A 25258-nucleotide genomic window follows, 5' to 3' on the forward strand; every position below is an offset into this window, starting at 1 on the left:
ATAACGTCGAGGCCGCCAGCGCCGCCGCGCCGCTGTGGGCGGTGCGCACCGCGTGGCCCATCAGGCGCAGGAGCTCCGCGCCGGCGTTGGCGGCATCGACGTTATCGTCCACCAGCAGCACCTGCAACGACGCTTGCGCCGAGGGCACGCCGGCCGGGACGGCAGGTTGCGGCGCCGCCGCCAGCGGCAGCACTACCTCGAAACGGCTGCCCTCGCCCAGGCCGGCGCTGCTGGCCGTGACCTGGCCGCCGTGCAGTTCGACGATTTTACGCACGATCGCCAGACCGAGCCCGAGACCGCCGGTGCGGCGCGCCAGCGATTGCGGCGCCTGCTGGAACGGCTCGAACACGCGAGTCAGCAGCTCGGTATTCATGCCGATACCGTCGTCGCTGACCACCAGCCGCGCGTTGACCGCGTCGGCAGTCAGCGTGACCTGGGTGGCGGTGCTGCCGAAGCGGGCGGCGTTCGACAGCAGGTTGTTGAGCACCTGGGTCAGGCGGCTGTCGTCGCCCTCCACCCACACCGCCTGCGGCAGGCTGCTCGATACCGGCTGGTCGGCCACCGCCGCCACCGCGTGGCGCACCACGTCGGCCAGGTTGAGCGGATGCACGTCGATCTGCAACTTGCCGGAGATGATGCGCGAAACGTCGAGCAGGTCGTCCACCAGGCGCCGCAGGTGATTGACCTGGCGCCGCATCACACCGCGCTCGCGGCGGCTGGCCTGGTCGTTGCGCAAGTCGAGCAGATCGAGCGAGGTGACGATGGGGCTGAGCGGATTGCGCAGCTCGTGGCCCAGCACGGCCAGGAAATCGTCCTTGGCGCGGCCGGCCTGGCGCGCATCGGCCAGCGCCGCCTGGTGACTGGTGAGGGCCTGGTTGAGCGAATCGAGCAGCAGCTTGCGTTCGTGCTCGCGGGTGTTGCGCTGGGAATCGGCCAGCGCCAGAGCTGCGCTGATCTGTTCGACCTCGGTAATCGACGAGGTCGAGTATGTAAGGGCGGCCCCCGACCCCAGCGCGGCGGCGTTTTGCTGCAGGGCACGGATGGTATCGACCAGCCGCGCCGACAGCAGCGACGCCAGCGCAATGGCCACCAGCAGCGAGACGGCGATGCCGGCGCCGTACATGCCCAGCCCCTGCATGGACGCGGCAGTCAGTTGTTCGGCGGGCCGGCCCACGACCGCGAGCCAGTTAAAGTGCGACAAGGTGGTGTAGGCCGTGACCATGTCCTGGCCCTCGGTGGTGCGGGCCGTGCCCACCCCCTCGGCGCCGTTGGCGGCCATCAGCGTGAGCAGCGAGGCGCTCGGTGGCGCGCCCACGCTGCCGTCCTGGTTGCGCGAGCGCGCCACCACCGACTGGCTGCTGTCGCGGATCGCGGTGACCGCGCCGCCCAGCGCCTGCTGTCGATCGAGCAGGCGCACCATGCGGTCGGGGCGGATCACGGCGGTCAATATATACAGTTTGCCTGACACGGTGATCACCGGCACCCGCACCGGAAACGCCGGCTGGCCGCGCGGGCCCCGAACGATGCGCCCCACTACCGGCTGGCGCGTGGTGAGCGCTTCGCGCAGACTGACGGGATCGGCCAGCGGCGGCGGCCGGGCGCCGTACGGGTCCATGGTGCGCCACAAGACCTTGCCGGTATTGTCGTTGAGGATTACGCCCATCCACTCCGGCTGGGCCTTGACCAGCGTGCCGGCCACGCCGTGGAAGGCCTGCAAGTCGCCGTCCTGCAACTCCGGCGCCCGCCCCAGCCCGGTGAGGATGGCCACTGCACTGTCCAGCTCGGCGTCGGCCGCGCTCGACAGCGCCCGCGCCAGGTCCAGCATCAGGCGCTTTTGCTCGCGCTGCTGGTACTCGCTGGCGTTGTGGATGCTCCAGGCGCCCAGCAGCGCCAGCGGCAGCAGCCCGATCGCGGTGAGCATGATCAGCAGGTGCCGCAGGGGCCAGGTACGCCGGGAGCGAGGAAGCATGGAATGGTTCAGTACAGAGATCGAAAGTCGGTCCGGCAGTTTAACTTAAGATAACTGTTGTTGCACCCCCGCCTGCAAGCTAGAAGCGGCTGCCCAGTTGCACGTACACGGGTCAACCATCGTAATGAGAGGTATTCTCATGATCCGGTAAATGGCCCCTTGTGCCAAACACTGTCGCAAGCACCTTGCAATGCTTGTGGCGTTGCGCCGAATGAATTTATAATAATGAGAATTATTCTCAACTATGGTGACTTCGCATGGCGGCATCTCCTCCCGGGCAGCCACAATTGCATACGCTGTACGCCGAGCACCACGAATGGTTGCAGGCCTGGCTGCGCAACAAGCTGGGGTGCCTGTTTACCGCGCAGGACCTGGCCCAGGACACGTTTTTGCGCCTGGTCGTGCGGCCGCGCGAGCTCGATGCCGGCCAAAACCCGCGTGCCTACCTCACCACCATCGCCAAAGGCCTGGTGGTGGATCACTGGCGCCGCGCCGAAATAGAGCGGGTGTGGGTGGCCGCCATGCTTGAGCGCCCGGAAACGATCCAGCCGTCGGCCGAGCACCAGGCCATCATCGTGGAAACCCTGGTCGAGGTCGATCGCATCCTGGCCACCTTGGCCGACAAGCCGCGCCAGGCCTTCCTGCTGGCGCAACTGCAAGAACTTACTTACGCGGAGATCGGCGAACGGCTAGGCGTGTCCGAGCGCATGGTCAAGAAGTACATGGCGCAGGCCATGCTGCACTGTTTGTCGGCCGGTGCAGCTTTCCGCGCCGCGCTGGCCTGATGTCGATGCAGCGCCGCCACGAGCACGAGCAGGAACTGGAGATTAGGTACGCCACCTTGGAACAGGCGGCCGAATGGTTCGCCATATTGCGCTCGAGCCGGGTAACAGACGACGAGCGGCAGCGCTGGCAGGACTGGCTGGCTGCCGATCCCGACCACCGCCAGGCCTGGGCGCGGGTGGAAGCGATCAGCGACGGCGTAGCCATCGTCCGCGTGATGCCGCAAGCGGCCGGCGCCGCCCTGCACGCGGCCAGCGAAGTGCGCCAGCGCCGAACGCTGCTCAAGACCATGGTGCTGGCTGCGGTGACGGTCGGCGTCGGCTGGCAGGTAGCGCGCCAGGAAAGCGTACGTGACCTGGTGGCCGGCCTGGCTGCTGCACACCGCACCGGCACGGGCGAGACCCGCCAGGTGGAGCTGGCCGACGGCACCCGGCTCTGGCTCGATACCGGCACCGTGGTAGGCGTAAAGTACGACGCCGGCCAACGCTTGCTGGTGCTGCACCAGGGGGTGATCCTGGTGGACACCCATGCCGATATCGTGCACCCGGCGCGACCCTTCATCGTCAACAGCCGCCAGGGCGCCATGCGCGCGCTGGGCACGCGCTTCGTGGTGCGCCAGCTTGACGACGGCGAGACCGAGCTGGCCGTGAGCCAGGGCCGGGTGGAAATCACCGTGTTCGAGGGGCCGTCACGCGTGATCGCTGCCGGCGGACAAACCTGTTTTACCCGGCACGTCATTGCCGCTACCGAGGCCATTGAACCGGCGCGCGACGCCTGGACAGAGGGCATGCTGATCGCCCAGGACATGCCGCTGGTGCAGTTCCTGGCGCAGCTGTCGCGCTACCGCTCCGGCCACCTGGGCTGCGACCCGGCACTGGCCAAGCTGCGCGTGGTGGGCGCCTTCCCGCTCGGCGACACCGACCAGGCGCTGGCCATGCTGGAGGCAGCGTTGCCGGTACGGGTGACCTACACGCTGCCGTGGTGGGTGACGGTGAGCGCAAAATAGTTTTATGAGAGCGGTTCCCTTTTTGTCGCGTGGTTCGGAAAGGTCTGTGAAGACAGACATACCCCTTTTCCGAAAGTGCTCATGACCTATTTCGCTCTCCGCCCCCTGATGGGCCTGATGGCCGCCGTCACCGCCACCATTGCCTGCGCCGCCGACACCGTCCCGCGCACCTACAACATTCCCGCCGGCCCGCTTAACGCCGTGATCGCCCGCTACTCGGTGGAGTCCGGGGTGTACGTGGCGGCCGACGGAGCCCTCACCGGCGGCAAGACCAGCCCGGGCGTGCAAGCCACGCTGGCGCCGCACGAAGCCCTGGCCCGCCTGCTGGCCGGCAGCGGCCTCGAAGCGGTGCCGCAAGGCGCGGGCCGCTACATCCTGCGCCAGGGCGCTGCGCCGCAGGCCGTGCGCACCGGCGCGCCCGCCGTGGCTTTGCCGGCGGTGACCGTCACCGGCGAGCGCGAGACGCCGCTGGGGCACGTCGATGGCTACGTGGCCCGCCGCAGCGCCACCGCCACCAAGACCGACAGCCGCCTGATCGACAATCCGCAATCGGTGTCCGTGATCACCGCCGACGAACTGGCCGACCGCAAGGTGGAAACCCTGGACGAAGCACTGCGCTACACGGCCGGCGTCACGCCCAATATGAAGCCGTGGGCGGTCGATGAATTTTCGATGCTGCGCGGCTTCGAACTGGGCACGGCCGGCATCTTTCGCGACGGCCTGCTGACTTCCGGCCGCGCCTACGCCGCCCCGATCGAACCATACGGCCTGGAACGCCTGGAAGTGCTGCGCGGCCCGGCCTCGGTGCTGTACGGCCAGTCGCCGCCGGGCGGCATGATCAACGCTGTCTCCAAGCGGCCGTCGGCCAGCGCGATCCGCGAGATGGGCATCGAATACGGCACCTACGACCGCAAGCAGGTCAAGGCCGACCTGGGCGGCGTGATCGACGCAGACGGTGCCTGGACCTGGCGCACCACCATCCTGGCGCGCGAATCGGGCACCCGGCTTGACCTCGACCGCGATGACCGCGTATTTTTCGCACCCGCCATCACCTGGCAAGCGGGCGCCAACACCCGCCTGACCCTGCTGGGCCAGTACCAGAAGGACAACCAGGCGTACGCCTGGCCCAACCAGTTGCAAAACCCGGGCCTGCGCGGCCAGCCGGCGCCCAGCCTGAACATGGGCGGACGCGACAACCGCTGGAAGCGCGAGAATGTCGCACTCGGCTACGAGTTCGAGCACCGCTTCAACGACACCTGGAGCGTGCAGCAGAATGTCCGCTACACCAAGCTGGACCGCAACGAGACCAACGTCTTCCCGCGCGTACTGCAAGCCAATGGCACCATGACGCGGCTGTTCTACCCGCGCAGCTCGCACTGGCGCGGCCTCCAGGCCGACACCCGCGCCCAGGCCGCGTTCCGCACCGGCGAGTTGGCGCACAATGTGCTGGTCGGTGTCGATTACGCCAACAACAAGACGGTGGACCGCTTCCCGTACGCGATCTCGCCGATGCCGGCCCTGGACCTGACCAACCCGGTCTACGGCGAGCGCCAGGCGCCGGTGGCGTCCACCAGCCCGCGCAACGAGCGCTATCCGCTCAGGCAACTGGGCCTGTACGTGCAGGACCAGGTGAAATGGGACCAGTGGGTGGTGACGGCGGGTCTGCGCCGCGACCGCGCCGACAATTCGAACACCCAGGAACTGCCGCTGGCCGGCACCTCGAAGCAAACCTACGACCAGTCGGCCAGCAAGACCACCGGCCGCGTGGGGGCGGTGTACCTGATGCCGTCGGGCTGGGCGCCGTATGTCAGCTGGTCGACCTCGTTTGCGCCGCAGATTGGCCGCGACATCAATAACAATATGCTCAAACCCTCGACCGGCCGCCAGCTGGAAGCCGGCGTGCGTTACCAGCCAGACCAGGGGAATGTCAGCTACACCGCGTCGGTGTTCAACCTGGTGCGCAAGAACGTGATCACCGCCGCTGCACAAGACCCGGACGCGCTGGTGCAAAGCGGCGCAGTGCGCTCGCGCGGGCTGGAACTGGAAGCGCGCGCCGACCTGGCGCGCAACCTGAGCGTGGTGGCGCAGTACACCTACCTCGACACCGAGATCACCGAGAGCAACAACGGTGATCGCCCCCTGCCGCAGCAAAGCGCGGTCAAGCATAGCGCGTCGGTGTGGACACGCTACCAGCACAAGCTGAACGACACGTGGCTGGCCAACGCCGGCCTGGGCCTGCGCTATTACGGCAAGGCGCGCTCGTCGCTGGACTATGGCAACGTCAATCTGACCAATCCGTCGTTCGGCATGCTGGACCTGGCGTTCGGGCTCGAGCGACAGTCATGGCGCTATTCGCTCAACTTCAACAATCTGCTCGACAAGCAGGTATTGCTCGATTGCGACGGCACCTTCTGCTACCGCAACGCCGAGCGCACCGTCAACGTGAGCGCCAGCTACCGCTTCTGATGGAAACGAAGGCGCCCGGCCTGCGCCAGGCCATGGCCGGCTTGCACGCGTGGGCCGGCGTGCTGGCGGGCTGGCTGCTGTACGCAATCTTCGTCACCGGCGGCATCAGCTACTTCCGCGAGGAGCTCACGCAGTGGCTGCGCCCCGAACTGCCGGCGCGGCCGGCCGTGCTCGACCAGGTGGCGGCGACGCAGCACGCGCTGGCCACGCTGGCGCGCGTTGCGGCCAGCGCCGACCGCTGGCAAATCGACCTGCCCGGGCCGCGCAACAACGTGATCGAAGCGTCGTGGGAACGCGGCGATCACCGCGAACGCGCCCTGCTTTCCCCCGCCGACGGCGCCCAGTTGCACCCGCGCGCCACCCACGGCGGCGAATTCTTTTACTATTTTCACTTTCAGCTGCACTACCTGCCTGGCACGCTGGGGCGCTGGATCGTCGGGCTATGCGCAATGATGGCTCTGGTGGCGCTACTCAGCGGCGTGATCGTGCACCGGCGAATCTTCAGCGACTTTTTTACTTTCCGTCCCGGCAAGGGCCAGCGCTCGTGGCTGGACGCCCACAACGTCAGCTCGGTGCTGGGCTTGCCGTTTTACGTGATGATCGTATATACCGGGCTGGTCACGCTCATGCTGACCTATATGCCGTGGGGCGCGCTGGCGGCGTTCGGCCAGCAACAGGCACGGCCAGCGATGGCCCAGGCCCTGCAGGCGCGCTTCGAGACGCGGGCACGGCGCAACCTGGCAGCGCCGCCCGTCCCCATCGCGCCATTGATGGCGCAGGCCAGTTTGCGTTGGGGTTACGACAGCATAGGCCGCGTCATCGTGATGCATCCCGGCGATGCGGCGGCGCGGGTGGCAATCGTGCGCGGCGATGGCGGCAGGATCTCGGTCGCACCGGCGTATCTGCTCTTCCATGGCGTGACCGGCGCGCTGCTGGGGGAGCGCGCGCGCAGCGGACCGGCGCTGACCACCTGGGGTACGGCGTATGGCTTGCACTTGGGACGCTATGCCGATTCGGCGCTGCGATGGCTGTATTTCGGCAGCAGCCTGCTGGGCGCGGCCATGGTGGCGACCGGACTGGTGCTGTGGACCGTCAAGCGCCGCAGCAAGCCCAGCGCTGCGCTGACGTGGCTGCGCTTTACCGAGGCCGGCAACGCCGCGTGCGTGGCGGGATTGCTGGCGGCGGTGCCCACCTTCCTGCTGTCGAACCGGCTGCTGCTGCCGGACCTGGGGGACCGTGCGCAGTGGGAGGTGCACAGCTTCTTCCTTTGCTGGGGCGCGGTAACGCTATTCGTCGGCTGGCGCGGGGGGCGAGAGTCGTGGCGCGGCTTGTGGCGGTTAGCGGCCATGCTTTGGATTGCGTTGCCGATGGCAGATTACGTTCAACTTGGCCAGCCAGCACGTCCGCTGTTCATCGGCTTCGATAGTGCATTCGCCATGATGGGGCTGCTCTGCGCATATCTCGGCTTGCGAACCCGGTAGCTGGGAAGCGCGGCTGGCGGCGAGTGCTAGTGGCAAGCGGCGCCAAATACGCCGTGGCGTGGCGCGATGTTCATGACGTGGGCGGTCGGTTCGGCCGGCACTGCCCAGCCGCCCTCGCGCTCGAAGTCGTCGAGCGCGGCGTCGAGCGGTCCCGGTGGCGCGTCGCCGGCGTGCAGCCAGTGGTGCAGGATGCTGAAGTACATCTTGCCGATCAGGCCGTCGTCGTGCGCGGCCAGCGGGCCGACCATGCCAGCACCAGGCTGGAATGGCGCAAAGCGCAGCCGCACGGCGCCATCGTCACTGGCGCCGTCATCGGCAGACAAGTGCACTTCGCCACCGTTGTCGATCCACAGTACGTGGGCGCCGGCACGGTCGTCGGCTGCTGCGATCAGGCGGCGCAGTTGGCCCATGGTGGTTGGGGTGGTCAGGTTCATGTCGATACTCCTCGTAAATGATCTGTCACATGCAGGGAGATTGTGCTCCTGCCCGAGCCCGGTTTGCGTAGGACGGACGCGTAGTTGAAGGTAGGATTCGAACAACCCTGGTTGTCATCCACTACCAACAAAACAATTTAGATGCCCCTGAGACATTATCAGGGTATCCTGAAAGCTGGCGCTGTCTGCTCTTTCCCTCCGATGACAGAATCTTCCCAACCTCGATGACCTTGACACCATGCCCCAACGACCGTCCACGCCGCCGGCATGCCATGGGCTGGCTGTGCGCTGCGGTTCTCATGCTCTGCCCGCCTGCCCGCGCCGAGCAACTGGTGATCGACTACGTGATCTCCAACAGTGCGCAGCGCAGCAACTGGCTGGGCATCATCGACCAGTTTGCCGCCGCCAATCCCGATATCGAGGTGGTCAACAACGGCTTCCCGCAGGAGCAATACAAGCGCGACTTCACCACCCGCCTCAAGCAGGGCCGCGCCGATGTGGCGTTCTGGTACGCCGGTGAGCGCCTGCGTGATGCCGCCAGCCGCAAGCTGCTGGCGCCGCTCGACGCCGACATGCTGGCGCTGTTGAAAAGCAAAAAATTCTTGCCCGGCACCTTGGAGAGCACCCGCATCGACGGCCAGGTATACGGCTTTCCCTTGTATTACTACGTGTGGGGCTTTGTCTATCGCAAGTCTCTGTTCCAGCAACTGGGCCTGCAAGCGCCGGGTACCTGGGATGAATTCCTGCAGGTCTGCGCGCGCCTGCAGGCGGCGGGCGTGACGCCGCTGGGCCTGGGCGCACGCAGCGGCTGGCCGGCCGCCGCCTGGTTCGACTACCTGAACCTGCGCACCAACAGTGTCGACTTTCATCGCAAACTGCTGCGCGGCAACGTCGCGTTTACCGATGCGCGCGTGCGCCAGGTATTCGACACCTGGGGCAGCCTGCTGCGCAAAGGTTACTTTTTTGCGCCCACCATCGACCAGGAGCACGAGCGCGTGCTGCCCTACCTGTACCGCCACCGCGTAGGCATGATGCTCGCTGGCAGTTTCATCGCGGCCCGCTTCCCCGCCGCCATCGCGCCCGACATGGGCTTTTTTGCGTTCCCGGCCGTACGGCCCGGCCTGCCCATCTACCAGGAAGCGCCGCTCGACGTGCTGGTGTTGCCGGCGCGCGGCCCCCACCCCAAGGCCCGTCAACGCTTCCTGGCATTCCTGGCCGAAGGCGACGCGCTGCGCCGCATCGCCGAGGCCGACCAGACCCTGCCTCCGCAGGCGGGGGCCGTCTCGCCCGCCGTGCTGCTCGGTGAGCCCACGGCGGCCCGGCCTGGCGCGCTGCGGCGGGCCACACCTATTTCTTCGACCGCGACGCCAGGGCAGAACTGGTCGCGCCCACCTACGACAACCTGCGTCGCTTTCTCGAACCGCCCTACGATACCGACCAGGCGGTGCGGGCGATCGAGGCGGCGCGCAGCAAGCTGCGTTGAGACAAATTATTCGGCGAAAGCTTCCACCACCAGGTGGCGCAGCCACAAGTTGCCGGCGTCCTGGCTGTAGCGCCGGTGCCAGAACAGCCTGGTCTGCAACGACGGCAGCGCCAGCGGCGGCAGTGCATAGTCGAGCTGGAATGGCGTGGCCGCACGCTGGGCCAGCTTTTCCGGCACCGTCACCACCAGGTCGGTCGTGCCCACGATGTAGGGCACGGCGGTGAAATGCGGCACCTGGAACGTGGCGGCCGCGCGCACGCCGGCCTGTTCCAGCAAGGTGTTGACGCGGTCGTACGGGCTCTCGGACGACGCCACGACCAGGTGCTCTGCCGCCAGGAAACGCTCGAGCGTGAGGGTGCCACGCCCCAGCGCGTGGCCCTGGCGGAACATGGTCACATACGCCTGCTCGAACAGGCGCCGCTGGTACAGCGCGCCCGAGACGTCATCAAAAGCGCCGATGGCCAGGTCCACGCGGCCCGCTTCCATTTCGGTTTTGAGGTCGATGGCGCCGGCCCGTACGGTGCTGACCCGCACCGCAGGTGCGCGCTGGCGCAGCAACTCGATCAATACCGGCATGAAATACACCTCGCCCACGTCGGTCATGGCGCAGCGGAAGTGGCGCGTGCTGGTGGCGGCATCGAAGGCCTGCGGTGGATTGAGCGCTGCACCGATGGCGGCCAACGCCCCGGCCACCGGCTCGGCCAGGTGTTCGGCGTAGGGCGTGGGCTGCATGCCGTGGGCGGTCCGCACGAACAGTTCGTCGTCGAAGGCGCGCCTCAGCCGCCCCAGCGCGTTGCTCACGGCCGACTGGGTCAGGTGCAGCCGCCTGGCCGCCTGCGAAATCTGCCGTTCCCGGTAAACTTCTTGGAATACCACCAGCAGGTTGAGGTCGATGTTGCGGATGTCGATCATGGGCGCAGCGCAGTAGTGTGGCCGCATAGCGTACCATTATTTACACGCTAAATACCCTGCATTCCTTCATTTACACGTTGACTGACACGGAGCAAACCGGCGTACGGCATTGCTGGCTACATTGCCAGGTCAGGAGACACGATATGTCAGCCAGGAAACACTCTCAGCATTCGCAGTACCAGCGCCGGGGGGCCGCGCGTGGCGTGGCGGCGATCGAACTGTTCCTGCTGATGCCGATCTTCGTGATGATGCTGGCGCTTCCGCTCTACATGGGCCGCTATTGCTACCACTACAGCGCTGCGCACGCGGCAGCCACCAGCGCGGCGCAATACCTGTCGAAAATCCCACTGAGCGAAATGACCAACACGACCAGGGCGCCCATCGTTGCCGCCATCGCCCGGGAGATTGCGGGCGAGATGCTGGCCGAACTCAAGCCGGGCCTGGGGCAGCCATCGGTGGCGATCGATTGCGGCAGCGGCTTACCCTGCATGGGCGTGGTCAAACCCGCCTTCGTCACGGTCCATGTACAGATGGTGGTCGCTGATTTTTTCTTCCCCAAACGCACCCAGCTACGACTGCCGATCGTGGTATCGGTGCGGCTGCCGTACATCGGGCGGTAATCAGGGACCGGCAACGCACGGGCGCATGCGGCGCTGCTGCGTATCGTATAATTCCTCAACGATATGAGATACATCATCGACCATTCGCCGACTACTCCGCAGCAGACACCTACATGACCACTATCGACGCCACCTTCCAGCTCCACCGTTCCACCTCTCCCCTCAGCGATGCCGAGCGTGCATCGAGGCTGCAAGCAATCCAGTTCGGCCGCGTATTCAGCGACCACATGGCACAGGTCACCTACCGCGACGGACAATGGCAGGAGCCCACCGTCAAGGCTTACGGACCGGTGGCGCTCGATCCTGCCGCGTCGGTACTGCACTACGGCCAGGCGATTTTCGAAGGATTCAAGGCTTATCGCCAGCCCGATGACGGCATCGCACTGTTCCGTCCCGAAGCCAACTGGGAGCGCTTCAACCGCAGCGCGGCGCGCCTGGCGATGCCTTCGATCCCCAAAGAATTGTTTATCGGCGCTGCCGAGGCGCTGGTGGCAGTGGACCAGGCCTGGGTACCGCACGGCGCGGGCGAAAGCCTGTACCTGCGCCCGTTCATGATCGCCACCGATCCATTCCTCGGTGTGCGTCCGTCGGAGCAATACCTGTTCATGCTGATCGCGTCGCCCGCCGGCGAGTACTTCCCGCAAGGACTCAAACCGGTCAGCGTGTGGGCCAGCAAGGAATACGTCAGGGCGGCGCCGGGCGGCACCGGCGAAGCCAAATGCGCGGGCAATTACGCCGCCAGCCTGCTGGCGCAAGCCCAGGCGCAGCAACACGGCTGCGACCAGGTGATCTGGCTCGACGCCATCGAGCGCGAAGTCATCGAAGAAATGGGCGGCATGAACCTGTTCTTCGTGTATCGCAATGGCGCAGCGCCTGTCATCGTCACACCCGCGCTGACCGGTACCCTGTTGCCGGGCATCACCCGCTCGACCCTGCTCGACCTGGCCGCCAGCCTCGGCTACTCGTCCGAAGAACGCCGCCTGCCGCTCACGCAGGTGCTGGCCGACATCGCCTCCGGCGCCATTTCCGAGGTCTTCGCCTGCGGCACGGCAGCGGTCATCACGCCTGTCGGCCTGATCAAGGGTCATGGCATCGAGCAAACCATCAATAATGGCGAGAACGGCCCGGTCGCCCTGTCGCTGCGCACCGCACTGCTCGGCATCCAGCGCGGCACCCTGCCCGATACCCACGGCTGGCTGCATCCGGTGGCTGTGGCGGGTTGATTGCTGGGCGGTGGGGACGGGCGGCACGCCGGTGAGTTCCTTCAGAACTCAGAGGCGCGTGGCTCACGACGATAGGTCGGGCCGCCCACCTGGCCGATATGCGGCGCGGCCGACGCCAAGATGTTGCGTGTTGGCGTAGTAGATGTCGTAGTCGAGGCCGACCAGCTTCGAATTTCTTGCTTGGCTGTTACTTGACGTAGTGGACAACCAACGCGAGATATTCCTCACGGTCGAGCAGGTAAAAAAGAGCACGTCGTTCTGCTCGTCCATCGCACAAACCGCAATCTGGGCCAGGCTGCTCACGTATGCACGGTGCGGCGAGTTTTTCAAGATCGAGAGCCAGTACATCGGACGCGACGCGATCACGTCCCCGGCCAGCAACACGTTGACGCTGCACATGTTGGTATCCCCGATTATCCCGGGGCTGCGCTGCAGCGGAAATATTTGCGTTGGAGTTAACGCTGCTCGACGTGCCGTCGTCGTAATGCCGCGTGGGTGCAGGCCGGCATGTCCCACGCGAATTTCCACGAACCGCGCGATTCGTGCGCAAACGTCATCCCGGGGTTGGGCGTGGACCTATATATGATGAGCAAAACCCTTGGCCACGCCAATGTGCAAACAACGCAGCGATGCGCTCCCCTGCAGGTTGGTGCCTAGCGTCTGGCATTGGACCAGCTGTCGCAGCTCGTTGTGTCGCGAAAGTAAATTACACTGGGAAATTACACCGCAACAAAAAAGCCGGCCTGTTTAAAGGTCGGCTTTTTGGTAAGTAATTGATTTGACTTAAATTCTTGGTGGGAAGTGCAAGTTTCGAACTTGCGACCCCTGCAGTGTGAATGCCATTGCCACCACAAAAATGCAGAGCTCTCATAGGGGAAATTCTTCGTTGAGGGCCACCAAGGCCCTGTGAAATGCACTGGATTACACTGGGATTTACACTGGCGCTCGGTTGACGTGCGTCAGGCGCCGCCGCGCCTGGACGCGTAGGATTGGCTGCGGAGGATCAATGACTCAGCCCGAACGCCGCACCCGACCCGACCGCGCTACCGCCCATACCGTGATGGTGGGCCTGATCCTCGCTGAGCAGGATGGACGCTCTGCCGCTGCCGCATTCATGGACCAGGCCGGCGTGCCGTTCCGGGTCATCGTCCGCGTGCTGTCGAATCCGGCAGACCGGCGCCGTCACCCTCGCCCTTGAAGCCCCTTCGAGAACGACCGCACGTAGGCAATCTGCTCAAGTGTCTTGATATCGAACTCGATCAGCCAGCCCTGGCGCAGCAGCTGGGCCGGAGCGTCGCCGTAGGCCTCGTAATGCTGAAACCCGGACAACTGAAATCGCTCCTCGCTCATCCATTCCAGGTCGCAGTCGAGCAGCGTGCCCGCATGCCGGGATTCCGTGCCGAATTCCGCGCGCGTGGCATGGCGACCCAGCCGCTCGTCCAGTGCCCCGGCGACTGTCAGCTTACCCTCGTTGATGTACGATGGCCGGTCCATCACCTGGCGGTGCGGCAGCGGCCGGCCTCGATCGAAGGCCCCGCGCATCCGGTAGCCGACCGCGTGCAGAGGTTCGTCGAGCTTGCACATCCAGGACTGGGCCGCGTGGACCGGGCCGCGCTCGCTACCAGTGACGTCCACGCCGTGCAACACGAACTCGAATCCTTTCAGCCACAGCAGCTGCACGCTGGCCAGCTCGGCCACGATGCTCTTCGTGCCGGGCGCGTAGAGGCGCGCGACCTTCGCCGGACGGCGCTTACCCTGGTCGGCGACGTCGACCACCAGCAGCTCGAACGGCGCCGGTGTGCGGCCCACCCGGACTGGTTCCGGCAGATACGCGCCGCCCTCCCGCCTCTTTAATACCCAGACCCTCATCTCATTGAAGATTTTAACTATTCAACCGCGCTATCACGATAGCCTCGCATTCTTCTTGGATTCTCGATAGCAGTAGCTTAGTACTCGCCACTTGCGAATTAGAAATACTCCACCGTTCCTCCAAAAATTTTGGAAATTTTGCAAAAGGAATTTCATTGGCATGCAAATACAAAACTTGCAGACACTCACCGATGACATCTGCGACGTTTTGAAACTGAGATTTTGTATATATTTTTGTTTTCGGACCTTGGTCTTTTAATTCAGTCAGCATCAAATCAATCTCCCCTACTGAATTCTGATCCGAGTAGGAAATTTGCCAACCATAGCGGCCGTGAGCAACTAGATCGCGATCATTTTTAACACTCAAAATTTTATTATAAGTCTGATCGGAAAATTTAACCATCGAAGGTGCTGAAACAAAATAAGCACGACATAAGGAATTGAAATGTGCCAAGCGCTTTTGGAAGGCGGAAGAACGTGGCGGCACAATGCCTTTGCATTCAAGCTGCGAAGACATTACTTCGATTAGAAGATCAAGCGTCTCATCCAGCTTTCCCCAGGTAACAATAATGTCAACTATGATTGGTTCGTAATTCTCATCCTTAAGCGCAACGTAAGCCCTTCTTACCATGCCGTCCCCTTCGCTCCAATGAACTGTGTAGAAACACCCATCTCGTCATCTCATATATATAACAAGATAATCATCTCAACACTAGCATAAATCTTGATCATGCACAGCCAGCCAGTGCCGCCTCGAGTTCCTCCTCGTATTTCCGCCCACGCGGCCAGTCTCGCGCCAGCGCCAATACCTTCTCTCCGGCCTGCGCGTCGAGCGGCAATTTATCGAACTCATACACCGGCGCCACCGGATTATCCTTCACGCAGGGAGTGGACACCGGCACGTAGATGGTCTGCGTCGCCGGCGGCGTGGTGCCGCAGCCGGCCAGCAGCAACGCGACAATGAGGATCATAGTTTTCATTTAACGTCCTTCAACAGCTGATTTACGTACGGCATAGCCTCGTCGCAGGTGGTGGCGCGCGCGCCAGCCAGCTTGGCCTGGGCGGCATCGTAGCGACGCCCTTTGGCGGCAGCCAGCGCCTGGGCGGCCCGCCCACGTTCGTCGGCGGCCACGGTCAGCCGGTGCATGGATTGGACGGCCTCGTTCTGCACGCCGATCGAAGCGCGCAGCGCGGCGCTGGCGCCCTGCTCCACCACCAGGCTGGCCAGCGCCCGGTCGCGCGCGGCCGCCGCCAGCCACCAGCCCGTGCCGGCGCCGGTGATCACCACCAGCAGCAGGATGGTCAGCGCCACCGCTGCAATTTTCCAGATGACGGCGCCGCCGGCCAGGTGCAGCGCGCTCACGCCAGCACCCGCGCGGCCACCTCGAACAGCGCCAGGCGATCGGCCAGGCCGTTGGTGCCGCCGTTGATGCGTCGCGTCACGCGCACTTGGTCGCCGGCGTCGGCGAGCTCGTTGAGTCCGCGTGTTTTCCAGAACCAGCCCGCCGACCGGCATGCGTTGACCGGTTGCTCGAGCAGTTCGGGATGAGCGATCAGGTCCAGGCCCAGGGCGGAGCCGCATGCCTTATAGTTCGCCCGGCCGGTGACCTGGATCAGGCCGCGCCCTTTGAATCGGATGCCGTCGCCGGCCACCGCGTTGCCGAGATCCTTTCGGCCCTCGTAAGCGACGCCGCTGGCCAGCTCGCGGACATACTGTAACTGGCCGCTCTCGTGGCCGACCTGCGCAAGGAACGATGCCTGGCGCGCCGGCGTGGTGATGCCAAACTCGGCCATGGCGGTATTGAGCGGCGCGAGGAAAGCCGCCGCCCGCGAGCGCGCGTAGGGCATGATTTTAATGAGTTGATCGAGCGTCATGCTTCATTCTCCCGGCGGCTACCCGCCACGTACAGCGCAATCCCTACCGCGAACAGGCACTCGAACACGTCGCGCGCAGCGATGCAGGACGCGAAGCCGGCGCCGCTGCCAGCCAGAAGCGACACGTGCGCAAAACGGATATTGTTCGGTGTCGCCTTGGTCATTTTGTTCAGGGAGATCGTGCTGATGTAGAACACGTAGAGGCAAGCAATCGCCTGGATGATGGGGGTCAGGGACATGGCAGTTACTCCTTCGGGTCGGACAACCATGGCAGCTTGATGTCGCGCAGCCGGTCGATGAGGGTGAAGAAAACCGGCACGGCGCGCATCGCGGCCAGGCCGGCGAAGAATGCCACCGCCCGCTCGAGGCTCGCTGGCAGATCCAGGTAGTGCAGTGCCATGGGCGTAGCCATGACGGCGACGGCGGTACCGGTGAGTACCGCGGTAACTGCCTGGGGTCGCGTCAGTTCCTTGGCGTAGCTGAGCGATACTGCAGCGCCGAGGAATGAGAAGATCAGCACGCCGTATTTGATGCCGGCGATACTGTCTTCTGGGGTGGGCGGTTGGAGGGGCATGTTTGCCTTTCTGTGGGCGTAAAAAAAAACCCGCCGAAGCGGGTTGTGTGGTGGTGCGGGTGGCATCAATCCTGTTCGATATACGTGATGTCGAAATCGATCGAGGCGCCGGCGGTGATGGAGGTGACGTCCGACTCGACGCCTGTGACCGGATCGATCGAGCGCAGCACGGCAAGGTTGCCGCCGTTGCCAACCGTCTGCAAGGTCCATTGCTTGCCAGTGCTCCCAGCAAATCCCTTGCAGCTGCTCACCACGCCGTTGCCGCGCATAGTGGTATTCGAGAATGTCGGCATGCCGATGCACAACGGGCCAGCAGCGGTAGCCGCAGTGGGGTTGATGCCGCTCAGGTTGCCCATCACCCGAACCAGCGGACCGCTGCGCGACCACCGCACGTTCGACAGCGCTGCGGTGCCGGCAATTTCACCGGTGCCGTACCAGCTTAATGGCAGGTCGGATCGGTTCAGGCAGTGGGCCTGGGTGCCGCCAGCGAGGTCGAACGCTGGCGACGCCAGGAATTCAAGCACGATGTCCAGGTAGAGCAGATTGCCCGGCGTGTTCGGATGCAGGTCATCGGCCAGCACCCCGCCCTCACGTACCCATGCATACGCATCCATCGAAATGATCGGGACGCCGTACTGCTCGCAGACGCGTTTCTGCATCTCTGCTATGGCGGGGTAGTTCGTGCGTACCACGCCCCACGATGCGCCTGGCTGGATGCCGCCGATCGCGACCACATACGCACCCGAATTGATGTACCGCGCGAACATTTTTCCCAACTGCTGCCCGTACACCTCCGGCGTAGTGCCAGCGCTTGGGACGTCGGTGTTGGCGTTGTTGATGGCCAAGGCGACGAAAATCAGTGGTTTAGCGCTCGGGTTGAGCGCCCGACTATGCTTAATCACCGAAGCAATGCGCGCATCCTGCGAATGCAACTGGGTTGAACTCGCGCTGAGAGCGCAACGGCTGCCAAAAATGCCCGGCTGACCAGTATTCGCCAGGCGCCAGATGCCCGTCAATTCAACAGGCGCGCCGGTCACCGTCAGCGTGTAGATGTCGGTTGGCGCGGCGCCGCTGCCGGTGACCGATGGGAATGAGCACCAGTCACTTTCCGCTGCGGCATCCATGTTGAGGGTACGAAATGGCGTGCCGTTTCGGCGCATGGTCAGCGTGCCAGCACCAGGCGAGCGCTGAGCCATCACATCGACATAGGCGAATTTGCCGCCGAATGAGACAGACGCGCCGGGCTGGAGGATCAGCGATTTGCCGATCGGACCATTGGGACCAACCGCGTAAGTGCCGGAATAGGTCAGCCCGTAGCGGTTGGGATCGCCCAGGTTGGTCACCTCCGGCTCACTGCCGCCTTCCGGGCTCGAATACGCGTTGATCATGCGCAGCAGCATGTTGAACCACGAGTGCTTGATGTCCCAGGCGATATAGCCTTCACCAATACTGTCAGCGACCAGCACCATGGTTCCTGCTCCGAACGCGAGACGAATCAATTTCGCCATGACCGACGAAACCAACTCCAGGCGGCGCGGCGAGGCCGGGAGGCGCACCCGCTGTCCGCCGACTTCGACCTCACCGTCACCCCACAAACCGGCGAGTTGACCAGTTTGATTCAACTGAAACACGCCATCTGGAACGTACGGGGTGTCGGAAGCTTTCCGCGCACTGATGATAGCGAGACTGGAGTCGGTCACACCGGTGGGATCGACGTTCGGGTAGTCGGTCACGTGGACCGCCTCACGGAGCCGATCTTTGACCTTGCGCACCCGCGCACCATTGGCATCGACTCCAGCCTGCTGAAAGCCAATCGTGCCGGCAGCTTCCGGCTCGGCAAGTTGCGCGGAAGTCACGCCCTGTACCAGACGAAATTTATCGGTTTCGAATACGCCCGACGTGGTGAAAGGAAGCGCTGTCACGTTGGCCGCATAGGTGTTGACGCCGTACTGCACGGTCTGGGTGGCCACAGTCAGGCTGATGCCCGCTGCATACGGTACCGGCGGCAGGTAGCCCAAAGAAAGGATGCTGCCCCCCAGGTTGAATGCGGCGCTTACCTCGTTTATTTTGCTGATCACCACCGGCAACTCCTGCATGGTGGTGTCGGCCTGGGCGATATAGTCCTCAGGTGCAGCCCCGCGCCCCGGGAATGGCGACAGCGGCGGAATGAGAATAGCGGTCATGTAAGCCCTTCAAGTTCAAGTGAGCAGATCGAGATCGTCGGGTAGGCGATGTCGATGGAGAAATCTTTGTAGTAACCGTAGAGAATCAGGGCCCCGTAAGAATCAGCGCCGATATAGACAATGGGCGTCGCGCGATACTGTGACAGCAGCCGCTTCACCAAATCCACCTCGGTGCTCTTGATCCAGATCGACCAGGTGGCCGTGTTGCTGAACGGCCCTTCGACCACATCAAAATTCCCCCACTGATCACGAGTTTTTTTGGTGTAGTTGGCAATGCCGCTCTTCGCGCCGTACTGCAAATCGCCCATCAGCCGCATTTGGCCGATAACAATGCCGCCACACCGCACGACGTTGCCGGGGCTCGACAGCGTGACATCGATGGTCATGTTCGAATACGACGGCAGGTCGGTCAGCGCCATTTCCGACACCCGCGTGACGGGCTCCCGGAAATAGCTGTAGATGTCGCTTATGCCGCTCGTCATGGCCGGGTTGATGGTCTTGTCATACACCACGCCGAACTCGACGTCAGTTGCGACAATGCGGATGATGGCGCAGTCGATGTTGAGCAGCGCGATGCCGTTGGCGATGCCGGTCGCCTTGATGGAAACGCTGATCGAATCCTCGTTCTCGGCCTGCGTGGTGATCGAGGCATCGAACATGCGCCATCGGTTGGTGGCGCCGACTTTTACCCAATGCTCCGGGCTGGCCGCCGGCGTATGGCCGACGTTGCTCGCCTGCAGCGACTCGTACACCAGGTGCACGCCGACCCCGACCACAATCACCCGCGCAGCCAGCGGGTAGCTGGTGGCGGGGTTGTATGGTGGGTAGTCGTTCTCGGGAATGTTGCTGCTGACCAGCGCTGCGTCCGTGATTGCCATCGGACGGATAATTTTCATGCAGTCACCACCTCTCTCGTTGGAATTGGCTCGTCAGCACGCACGAGCAATCCGTTGGCGTCCCATCGATCAGCCAGGCGCGCCAGCTTGCCGACGCTTTGCGCAACGGCCACGTCGCCAGCCTGAGATTGCGCTTTGAACTCCGAGAGCTCGGCACGCAGCGCCCGGTTTTCCTCGGTCAGACGATCGATTGCAGCGGCCACGTCGCCGGTACCGCCACCGCTCGATCGCGCCGAATATTCCCGGGCCTCGAACGCCGTCAGCACTCGCTCACCTGAATGCAACTCGGCGGTGTACCCGTCGAACGGCACGCGCGACAGACCGCCGGCGTGGGAACCGTCGATCTGCTTCACGCCCAGAACGCCCAGTGACGCGATCGCCTGGGCGACCGTGGCCGCGCCAGCATTCACGCTGTCGTTGAGGGTGATCAGCCCTTTGACCTGCTTGTCGAGCGACGCCTGCTGCTTCTCGGCATCCGTCAGCTGACCGCCAACGGATGCGGCGAGAATGGCCATGTCGGCCTGCACGCGCGCGTAGTCCCGGACGTAATCGAGGCGCGACGCGGCGCCGGCCTGGCTGGCGGTGAGGAACGCGGTTGCGGCAGCGCTGAGGCCCGACTGCGCCGTCGCATCGCCACCGCGTGCCGCGCCCAGCGTGGTGCTGTACTGGTCACGCGCCGCCGCTGCTTTCTCCGCCAGCGTCAGCGTCGAAAGGTTGCCCAGCACCAGGCCATCGCGGAAAGATTTGATCGCCGAGGCGAACGTCTTCAGTTTGTCGATGCTGGTTTTCAGGGCCTCCGATTGCGTCTCGTACGCGGCCGCCAGCGCCTTGCGTGCGGTGAGCTCGTCGTACAGTTTCAGGTTACTGACATCGATCTCCTTTCGCGCCTTCGCAGCCAGCTGAGCCTGCGTCATCGTCAGTTCGTCGAGCTGGTTCTGCAGGTCGGTCCGCTGATCTGCAATTTCCTGCTCGGATTTACTGAGGTCCACCGTAGCCGCGTGCGTTTTCGCGAACGCGTCGGCCAGGGCCAGCAGCGCGGTGTATTGCGCGGCGCCGGCATCCGTCGCGAGCTTGCCGCCGTTGGCCAGGCCCAAGACGTAATCCTTAAACTTGTCGCGGGTGTCCAGGGATTGCAGGCCCATGGCCGCCAACTGGTCGGTGACGTACTTTTGCACCGGTGCCAGTTGCTCAGCCTTGCTGAGGAAGTTCTCGGCAAACGAATTGCTCTTGCTGGCCAGTTCGTCGATGCCGCCCGCCAACTCGATCAGGTGCTCACGAGCCTTGACGCTGGCAACGCCGGTGGCGCCGAACGTGGTGCTGGTTCCTGCCAGGATGGCGTCCAACTTGGCGTAATCACCTGCCAGGCGCATCACCGTCTCGGCGTAGCCCTCGCCTACTTTGCGAAAGGCGTCGAACGCAGGGAATGCTGCCTGGGCAATCTCGTCCATGGATTTTGAGATCACGGAATTGATCGCCGCCGTCAGCTCTTCGCCTTTCAGATCCTTCAGTGAAACTTTCGTGCTTTCCAGTGTCAGGCTGTCGAGGACCTTGGTGACATCGGCAGCTGAGCCGCCAAGCGCCACGGACGCGGCCTGAAGGGATTTGTCCAGGTTGGTGAAGATGAGGCCGAATTGCGCCGACAGCTCGTCGCTCAAGCCCTGGGTTTGAACCGAATTTGACGTGCTCTTTTTGAGGCCGAAGTAACTCTTCTTGGTGGTATCGATGCTCGCGTATTGATCAAAGCCATCCCCGGCCTGCAAGCCGCGCACGCTGCCGCCATATTGCAGACCAGAATCAACGATGTTCTGCGTGGTCTTACCCCAGATGCTCTTGAGACCGCCCACGATCGCGCCACCGATGGCCCCGATAACCATGCCCACCGGGCCGGCGACGTACCCGCCGACCATGGAGCCAGCCTGCGCGCCGGCCGCAATCGAAGCGCCTGTCGATTTACCGACGACTCCGGTCTGGATGCCCAGGTTCGAGCCATCGGTCAGGCCAGGCGTGCGAACCACCAGGTTGGTCAAACCGGCCATGGAGGATTCGATGTTCCGCAGGGCCGACAGCATGCCCTGGTTGATCGGCAACATGTTGTCGGAATTAGCGGTCAGTTGCTCGATCGAACGGCGGATGCTGTCCGACTTCGCGCTGCTGTCACCAAATACTGAACCTGTGCCCTGCAATTTCTGCACATCGACAGCCTTCTGGCCGCCCCCGCCGCCACCACCGCTGATTGCGACGCCCAACCCAGCGACAAGTGCCGCCATGGCGGCCATGCGGGCAAACGCGGTGTACGGATCACCCTCGCCTTGCGTGAGTACCGCATTGACGCCCTTGATCAGGCTGAGTGCAATCTCGGCGCTTTGCAGTGCGACCGTGGCGGCATGCATCGCTTGGTAGCCGCGCGAGCCCTCGCTGAAGAAGCCCTGTGCAGCCGACGTCATCCCCGCGTACGACTGAATTTGCGCCTGGGTGCCTTCCAACTGGGCGCGGTTAATGGCCTCGATTTTCTCCGGGTTGTCATCGGATTGCGCCTTCGCATCCTTCAGCTTCTTCTGCGCGCGCAACTGCCCCTCCATGCCCTTGGCGTAGGCCTGGAACATCTCGCCTATGGCCTTGCCACCCTCGCCAAATGCCGAGGTCAGGCTCTCCGAGATGCTTTGCCCGGCGCGCTGCCAATCCTTGATTGCCTGGTCGGCGGCCTTGTCCTTGAATTGAATCGCCTGTTGCTGATCCAGGCCGGCGGCGATGCGCGCGCGAGCAGCACGCACGTCTTCCAAATACTTCAGGGTGGCCGGCGCTTGCGCGATCTCCTCTGCAGTCGCGCCAGCGGCAACCTGGCCCGCCATAAATTCCTTCTGGTAGGCGATGGCCAGATCGAGACGAGCTACGGTTTCGCGCTCAACCGCACCCTTCGAAGTTTCGCGGGCCGCATTGGAATCCTCGAGCTTTTTGGCTTCCTGGTCCAGTCCGGAAAGGTACTTGTTGGTCGCCTCATCCGAGGCGGATGCAATTGCCTCCTTGCGCAGGATCTCCTTGGTGCCGAGCAGATTCATCTCGTCCTGCGCTTTCGCATCAGCAGCTGCTCGCTTCGCTTCGATATCGTTAATCTGCTTCGCGTGCTTTGCTGCCTCGGCCGCAGTGGCGTTGTGGTAGGACTTCAGGTCGGCGATCTGCTTGTTGTAACCGTCGATCTGATCCTTCGCGGCGGCCTCAGCATAGTCGCGCTTGTTCTTGTAATACTGCTCGTCGCCCATCTTCCCGGCCGAGTGAAACATGTCATCCATCTTGGACATTGTTTCGTACATTTCCTTCTCGGCGTTGACCTGATCCTGGATGCGGGCAAGGCGGTCAGCCAACTCCGTGCTTTCGACCTTATCGACCTTCGGCTTTGGCTCGCGACCTTCGGTATCGCGGTAGGTCGGCGTGCCGACATAAACCGAATTGGCCAGCGCCATCTGCGCAGCCTGCTGCACGGCGACAGGCTTCCCTGCATTCGCCACCAGTAGCGCGGCCGCCCGAGAAGCGTAATCCTGATCAACTTTCAGGCGCGCTTCGAGCTCGGCTTTTTTCTTTGCCGTCGCGTTCTTCTCACGCTCGTCGGCGGCCTTCTGAAATTGGTCGTACTGGGAGGACAACTTTGCCAGGTGCTCAAGGTAACCAACCTGCTCTTGAGCCAACATATTTTCCCGCTCCGAGTTCACGCGGCGAATGCGGTCGCTGCGCCCGGAAAAGTCTAGGAAATCACCCTGGGTCTTCGGGTCGCGCACCTTTTCGTCGTAGACACTGTTGATCGAGTCAATCTTCGCGAGGTGACCGGCCAAGGCGCCCCCCTGTTGCAGTAAGGTGGTGGCGTTAGCAACGCGGTTAGCAACCCAGACAAACACGTCGGCCAAGGTCCGGCCCCACTCGTGAAGTTGCTGATTTGTCGACAACTCGGAGACTTCCTTGTTTGCATCTTTCAGGTGGTCCGTCAAGGCCATGACGCTGACGGTAAGCACCTCGAGGAACGCCTCACCGACGACGGTTTTCAAATCCGTGACGTACCGCTGCATGGACGTGATCTGCTTGCCGGCTGTGCCCATCGCTGCTTCATAAGTGCCAGCGATATCGGCGCCGCGCTCGATGACGGCGTTCAGGCGGGCCTGCCCCCGCTCGTTCTCGGTCAACTCTTTGGTGGTCTTGCCGAGCTCATCAGCCATTTCGCGGTAGGCTGTCTGCAGGTTCACGTTGATACCAATGTTCCGCAGGATCAGCACGTTGCCTCGCGAGATGCCGTTGACCAGTCGGTCGAATGCATCCGACGAGTTCAGGTGGCCGATGACAGCGGCATCCTGGGCGATGCGGGCGAGCACGGTCGCGTTTTTCAGATCGACGTGGGCCTGGACCAGCTTCGTCGCCGACTCGCGCGACTCCACCATGGTGATGCCCTGCCGGGCGATCGCGTCGGTGGCGGTGTCCATCTGGGTTTTGGTATATCCGGCATTGCGGCCCACGACTTCGACGACGACGCCGAGGGTTTCGTAGCGCGCGGCCAGTAGTGCAGATTCTTTGATGTACTCCGCTACCTTGAGAGCTGCGTAACCCTTCACCAGCAATCCCAGTGCACTGCTCAGCGTCAACGCTGACCGCTCTTGTTCGCGCTTTGCGGCTGCTGCTGCTTTAGCAGCCTCCCCGGCTGCCTTCGCGGCATCTTCAAACTGCTTCATCTTCGCGATCAGTGCCTCGGTTTCCTTTGTTACGCCCAACTCGGCCGCCTGGTATGCCAGCAATTGGCTGCGCGACATTCCAAGGACTGCGACCTGATCACGCAATTTATCGATGAACAGTTGCTGGCCCAGCGTCATTTGCGTAGTGGACCGGCCCAGGGCGGTATTTGCCTGGGCGGTCGCACGCGCTTCTTCGGCCTGCTGGCGCAAGATCTTTGCAGTGTCATCCATCTGGCCATTGCTGACCTGGTACCGCTGACCGGTGCGCTGCGTGGCCTCTCCGAGCGCATCCATGCCCTTGGTGGCATCCGCACCGAAGCGCCACACTTTGGCGCTGGCCTGGCTCAAACCATCGGAGGCCTTGGTGACGCTATCGATCTTCGGCTCGACAGCCGCAGCAGCGGCGCCCAGCGCGTCGAGGGCCCTGGTGCCCTCCACGACTTGTTTCGAATTGATCTCAAGACCGAGGGAGGCGATATCAGGCATCAGGTTTCCTTCTTGTAATGGTGTTGCAGGTAAAGCTCGTCGATTCGGTCGAGGATGTCGTGCTCGAATGGCTCGAACACCACACGCCGGCGCGCGCACCAGTGAAGCACTTCCTCGCTGGATATCGGGCCCGGCCCCATGCCTGTCTGCCGCCGTGGACTGAGCTTGAGGAACCAGGTCCACAAGTACTCAAGCTCAAACGGCAACTCGGGCGCGGGCGGCGCCACATCCGCCTTGTAGAGCGGGTGGCGCTTGGCCGCATCAACGTGATCGCCGACGGCGCTGCCGT

The 25258-nt window shown here is 63.6% G+C and carries 23 protein-coding genes; 8 read left to right on the forward strand and 15 right to left on the reverse strand.

Features of this window, described 5'->3' with window-relative positions; translation table 11 throughout:
- A partial coding sequence (locus DUPY_RS25310; RefSeq protein ID WP_229255503.1) for a hybrid sensor histidine kinase/response regulator occupies positions 1–1969 on the reverse strand: 1969 nt, incomplete at its 3' end.
- Between the two features lie 257 nt (positions 1970–2226).
- Here DUPY_RS25310 and DUPY_RS25315 point away from each other — a divergent pair.
- From DUPY_RS25315 to DUPY_RS25330, 4 genes are all read left to right on the forward strand, one after another.
- The gene (locus tag DUPY_RS25315; protein ID WP_070251918.1) at positions 2227–2754 is read left to right on the forward strand and encodes a sigma-70 family RNA polymerase sigma factor; all 528 of its coding nucleotides are present in this window, start codon (positions 2227–2229) and stop codon (positions 2752–2754) included.
- Positions 2754–3758 (forward strand): FecR domain-containing protein, encoded by a 1005-nt coding sequence (locus DUPY_RS25320; protein WP_070251919.1) that lies wholly within the window; start codon positions 2754–2756, stop codon positions 3756–3758. The genes DUPY_RS25315 and DUPY_RS25320 overlap by 1 nt, the downstream gene beginning before the upstream one ends.
- An 81-nt stretch (positions 3759–3839) precedes the next feature.
- The gene (locus DUPY_RS25325; RefSeq protein WP_070251920.1) at positions 3840–6224 is read left to right on the forward strand and encodes a TonB-dependent siderophore receptor; all 2385 of its coding nucleotides are present in this window, start codon (positions 3840–3842) and stop codon (positions 6222–6224) included.
- A complete protein-coding gene (locus tag DUPY_RS25330) occupies positions 6224–7705 on the forward strand; it encodes a PepSY-associated TM helix domain-containing protein (RefSeq protein WP_070251921.1) in 1482 nt (493 codons plus the stop codon). The genes DUPY_RS25325 and DUPY_RS25330 overlap by 1 nt, the downstream gene beginning before the upstream one ends.
- Positions 7706–7731: 26 nt before the next feature.
- Here DUPY_RS25330 and DUPY_RS25335 read toward each other — a convergent pair whose 3' ends face one another.
- Positions 7732–8139 carry a hypothetical protein gene (locus tag DUPY_RS25335; RefSeq protein ID WP_070251922.1) on the reverse strand — a complete coding sequence of 136 codons (408 nt, stop codon included), beginning with the start codon at positions 8137–8139 and terminating at the stop codon, positions 7732–7734.
- 299 nt (positions 8140–8438) lie between these two features.
- On the opposite strand from DUPY_RS25335, the gene DUPY_RS25340 reads away from it, so the two are divergent.
- Positions 8439–9692: an ABC transporter substrate-binding protein gene (locus tag DUPY_RS25340; protein ID WP_167359114.1), complete on the forward strand. Its 1254-nt coding sequence runs from the start codon at positions 8439–8441 to the stop codon at positions 9690–9692.
- On the opposite strand, the gene DUPY_RS25345 is transcribed toward DUPY_RS25340, so the two are convergent.
- Positions 9629–10534: a LysR family transcriptional regulator gene (locus DUPY_RS25345; RefSeq protein WP_070251924.1), complete on the reverse strand. Its 906-nt coding sequence runs from the start codon at positions 10532–10534 to the stop codon at positions 9629–9631. The genes DUPY_RS25340 and DUPY_RS25345 overlap by 64 nt on opposite strands.
- Positions 10535–10677: 143 nt before the next feature.
- Here DUPY_RS25345 and DUPY_RS25350 point away from each other — a divergent pair, with 143 nt between their 5' ends.
- Together DUPY_RS25350 and DUPY_RS25355 are read left to right on the forward strand one after the other, a co-directional pair.
- Complete coding sequence (locus DUPY_RS25350; RefSeq protein WP_070251925.1) at positions 10678–11154, forward strand: TadE/TadG family type IV pilus assembly protein; 477 nt, start codon at positions 10678–10680, stop codon at positions 11152–11154.
- Between the two features lie 113 nt (positions 11155–11267).
- Positions 11268–12377, forward strand: a complete 1110-nt coding sequence (locus DUPY_RS25355; protein WP_070251926.1) for a branched-chain amino acid aminotransferase — start codon at positions 11268–11270, stop codon at positions 12375–12377.
- 63 nt (positions 12378–12440) lie between these two features.
- Here DUPY_RS25355 and DUPY_RS25360 read toward each other — a convergent pair whose 3' ends face one another.
- Positions 12441–12905, reverse strand: a complete 465-nt coding sequence (locus DUPY_RS25360; protein WP_141749671.1) for a hypothetical protein — start codon at positions 12903–12905, stop codon at positions 12441–12443.
- 478 nt (positions 12906–13383) lie between these two features.
- Between DUPY_RS25360 and DUPY_RS27390 the strand changes: the two genes are divergently transcribed.
- On the forward strand, positions 13384–13575 hold the full coding sequence (locus tag DUPY_RS27390) for a hypothetical protein (protein ID WP_071651707.1): 192 nt from the start codon (positions 13384–13386) through the stop codon (positions 13573–13575).
- Here DUPY_RS27390 and DUPY_RS25365 read toward each other — a convergent pair.
- The 11 genes from DUPY_RS25365 to DUPY_RS29330 all read right to left on the reverse strand — a co-directional run bounded on the left by DUPY_RS25365 (position 13560) and on the right by DUPY_RS29330 (position 25196).
- Positions 13560–14186 (reverse strand): hypothetical protein, encoded by a 627-nt coding sequence (locus DUPY_RS25365; RefSeq protein WP_141749672.1) that lies wholly within the window; start codon positions 14184–14186, stop codon positions 13560–13562. The two genes, DUPY_RS27390 and DUPY_RS25365, sit on opposite strands and share 16 nt — an antisense overlap.
- A 73-nt stretch (positions 14187–14259) precedes the next feature.
- Positions 14260–14877 carry a hypothetical protein gene (locus DUPY_RS28115; protein ID WP_141749673.1) on the reverse strand — a complete coding sequence of 206 codons (618 nt, stop codon included), beginning with the start codon at positions 14875–14877 and terminating at the stop codon, positions 14260–14262.
- Positions 14878–14974: 97 nt separating this feature from the next.
- A complete protein-coding gene (locus DUPY_RS25370) occupies positions 14975–15226 on the reverse strand; it encodes a putative periplasmic lipoprotein (protein ID WP_070251929.1) in 252 nt (83 codons plus the stop codon).
- Positions 15223–15609, reverse strand: coding sequence for a hypothetical protein (locus DUPY_RS25375; protein WP_070251930.1), 387 nt, complete (start codon positions 15607–15609; stop codon positions 15223–15225). The genes DUPY_RS25370 and DUPY_RS25375 overlap by 4 nt, the downstream gene beginning before the upstream one ends.
- Complete coding sequence (locus DUPY_RS25380) at positions 15606–16121, reverse strand: glycoside hydrolase family 19 protein (RefSeq protein WP_070251931.1); 516 nt, start codon at positions 16119–16121, stop codon at positions 15606–15608. The genes DUPY_RS25375 and DUPY_RS25380 overlap by 4 nt, the downstream gene beginning before the upstream one ends.
- Entirely contained in the window at positions 16118–16360 is a 243-nt protein-coding gene (locus DUPY_RS25385; RefSeq protein ID WP_070251932.1) for a hypothetical protein, read from the reverse strand. The genes DUPY_RS25380 and DUPY_RS25385 overlap by 4 nt, the downstream gene beginning before the upstream one ends.
- Before the next feature lie 5 nt (positions 16361–16365).
- Entirely contained in the window at positions 16366–16695 is a 330-nt protein-coding gene (locus tag DUPY_RS25390) for a hypothetical protein (RefSeq protein WP_070251933.1), read from the reverse strand.
- 65 nt (positions 16696–16760) lie between these two features.
- Positions 16761–18878, reverse strand: coding sequence for an SGNH/GDSL hydrolase family protein (locus DUPY_RS25395; protein ID WP_070251934.1), 2118 nt, complete (start codon positions 18876–18878; stop codon positions 16761–16763).
- Positions 18875–19774: a hypothetical protein gene (locus tag DUPY_RS25400; RefSeq protein ID WP_070251935.1), complete on the reverse strand. Its 900-nt coding sequence runs from the start codon at positions 19772–19774 to the stop codon at positions 18875–18877. Before DUPY_RS25400 ends, DUPY_RS25395 begins: the two co-directional genes overlap by 4 nt.
- The gene (locus DUPY_RS25405) at positions 19771–24969 is read right to left on the reverse strand and encodes a coiled-coil domain-containing protein (protein WP_070251936.1); all 5199 of its coding nucleotides are present in this window, start codon (positions 24967–24969) and stop codon (positions 19771–19773) included. The genes DUPY_RS25400 and DUPY_RS25405 overlap by 4 nt, the downstream gene beginning before the upstream one ends.
- On the reverse strand, positions 24969–25196 hold the full coding sequence (locus DUPY_RS29330) for a phage tail assembly chaperone (RefSeq protein WP_443093063.1): 228 nt from the start codon (positions 25194–25196) through the stop codon (positions 24969–24971). Before DUPY_RS29330 ends, DUPY_RS25405 begins: the two co-directional genes overlap by 1 nt.
- Between the last annotated feature and the right edge of the window lie 62 nt (positions 25197–25258).

This window comes from Duganella phyllosphaerae (assembly GCF_001758785.1).
Lineage (GTDB): Bacteria > Pseudomonadota > Gammaproteobacteria > Burkholderiales > Burkholderiaceae_D > Rugamonas > Rugamonas phyllosphaerae.

Excerpts from the sequence above, each read along its gene's own strand:
- DUPY_RS25325 (WP_070251920.1), top strand. The coding sequence starts at position 3,840 with ATGACCTATTTCGCTCTCCGCCCCCTGATGGGCCTGATGGCCGCCGTC.
- DUPY_RS25385 (WP_070251932.1), bottom strand. The coding sequence starts at position 16,360 with ATGTCCCTGACCCCCATCATCCAGGCGATTGCTTGCCTCTACGTGTTC.
- DUPY_RS25370 (WP_070251929.1), bottom strand. The coding sequence starts at position 15,226 with ATGAAAACTATGATCCTCATTGTCGCGTTGCTGCTGGCCGGCTGCGGC.
- DUPY_RS25355 (WP_070251926.1), top strand. The coding sequence starts at position 11,268 with ATGACCACTATCGACGCCACCTTCCAGCTCCACCGTTCCACCTCTCCC.
- DUPY_RS25350 (WP_070251925.1), top strand. The coding sequence starts at position 10,678 with ATGTCAGCCAGGAAACACTCTCAGCATTCGCAGTACCAGCGCCGGGGG.
- DUPY_RS25380 (WP_070251931.1), bottom strand. The coding sequence starts at position 16,121 with ATGACGCTCGATCAACTCATTAAAATCATGCCCTACGCGCGCTCGCGG.
- DUPY_RS25330 (WP_070251921.1), top strand. The coding sequence starts at position 6,224 with ATGGAAACGAAGGCGCCCGGCCTGCGCCAGGCCATGGCCGGCTTGCAC.
- DUPY_RS25320 (WP_070251919.1), top strand. The coding sequence starts at position 2,754 with ATGTCGATGCAGCGCCGCCACGAGCACGAGCAGGAACTGGAGATTAGG.
- DUPY_RS28115 (WP_141749673.1), bottom strand. The coding sequence starts at position 14,877 with ATGGTAAGAAGGGCTTACGTTGCGCTTAAGGATGAGAATTACGAACCA.
- DUPY_RS25395 (WP_070251934.1), bottom strand. The coding sequence starts at position 18,878 with ATGACCGCTATTCTCATTCCGCCGCTGTCGCCATTCCCGGGGCGCGGG.
- DUPY_RS25390 (WP_070251933.1), bottom strand. The coding sequence starts at position 16,695 with ATGCCCCTCCAACCGCCCACCCCAGAAGACAGTATCGCCGGCATCAAA.
- DUPY_RS25400 (WP_070251935.1), bottom strand. The coding sequence starts at position 19,774 with ATGAAAATTATCCGTCCGATGGCAATCACGGACGCAGCGCTGGTCAGC.
- DUPY_RS25405 (WP_070251936.1), bottom strand. The coding sequence starts at position 24,969 with ATGCCTGATATCGCCTCCCTCGGTCTTGAGATCAATTCGAAACAAGTC.
- DUPY_RS25340 (WP_167359114.1), top strand. The coding sequence starts at position 8,439 with ATGCTCTGCCCGCCTGCCCGCGCCGAGCAACTGGTGATCGACTACGTG.
- DUPY_RS25345 (WP_070251924.1), bottom strand. The coding sequence starts at position 10,534 with ATGATCGACATCCGCAACATCGACCTCAACCTGCTGGTGGTATTCCAA.
- DUPY_RS25335 (WP_070251922.1), bottom strand. The coding sequence starts at position 8,139 with ATGAACCTGACCACCCCAACCACCATGGGCCAACTGCGCCGCCTGATC.
- DUPY_RS27390 (WP_071651707.1), top strand. The coding sequence starts at position 13,384 with ATGACTCAGCCCGAACGCCGCACCCGACCCGACCGCGCTACCGCCCAT.
- DUPY_RS25315 (WP_070251918.1), top strand. The coding sequence starts at position 2,227 with ATGGCGGCATCTCCTCCCGGGCAGCCACAATTGCATACGCTGTACGCC.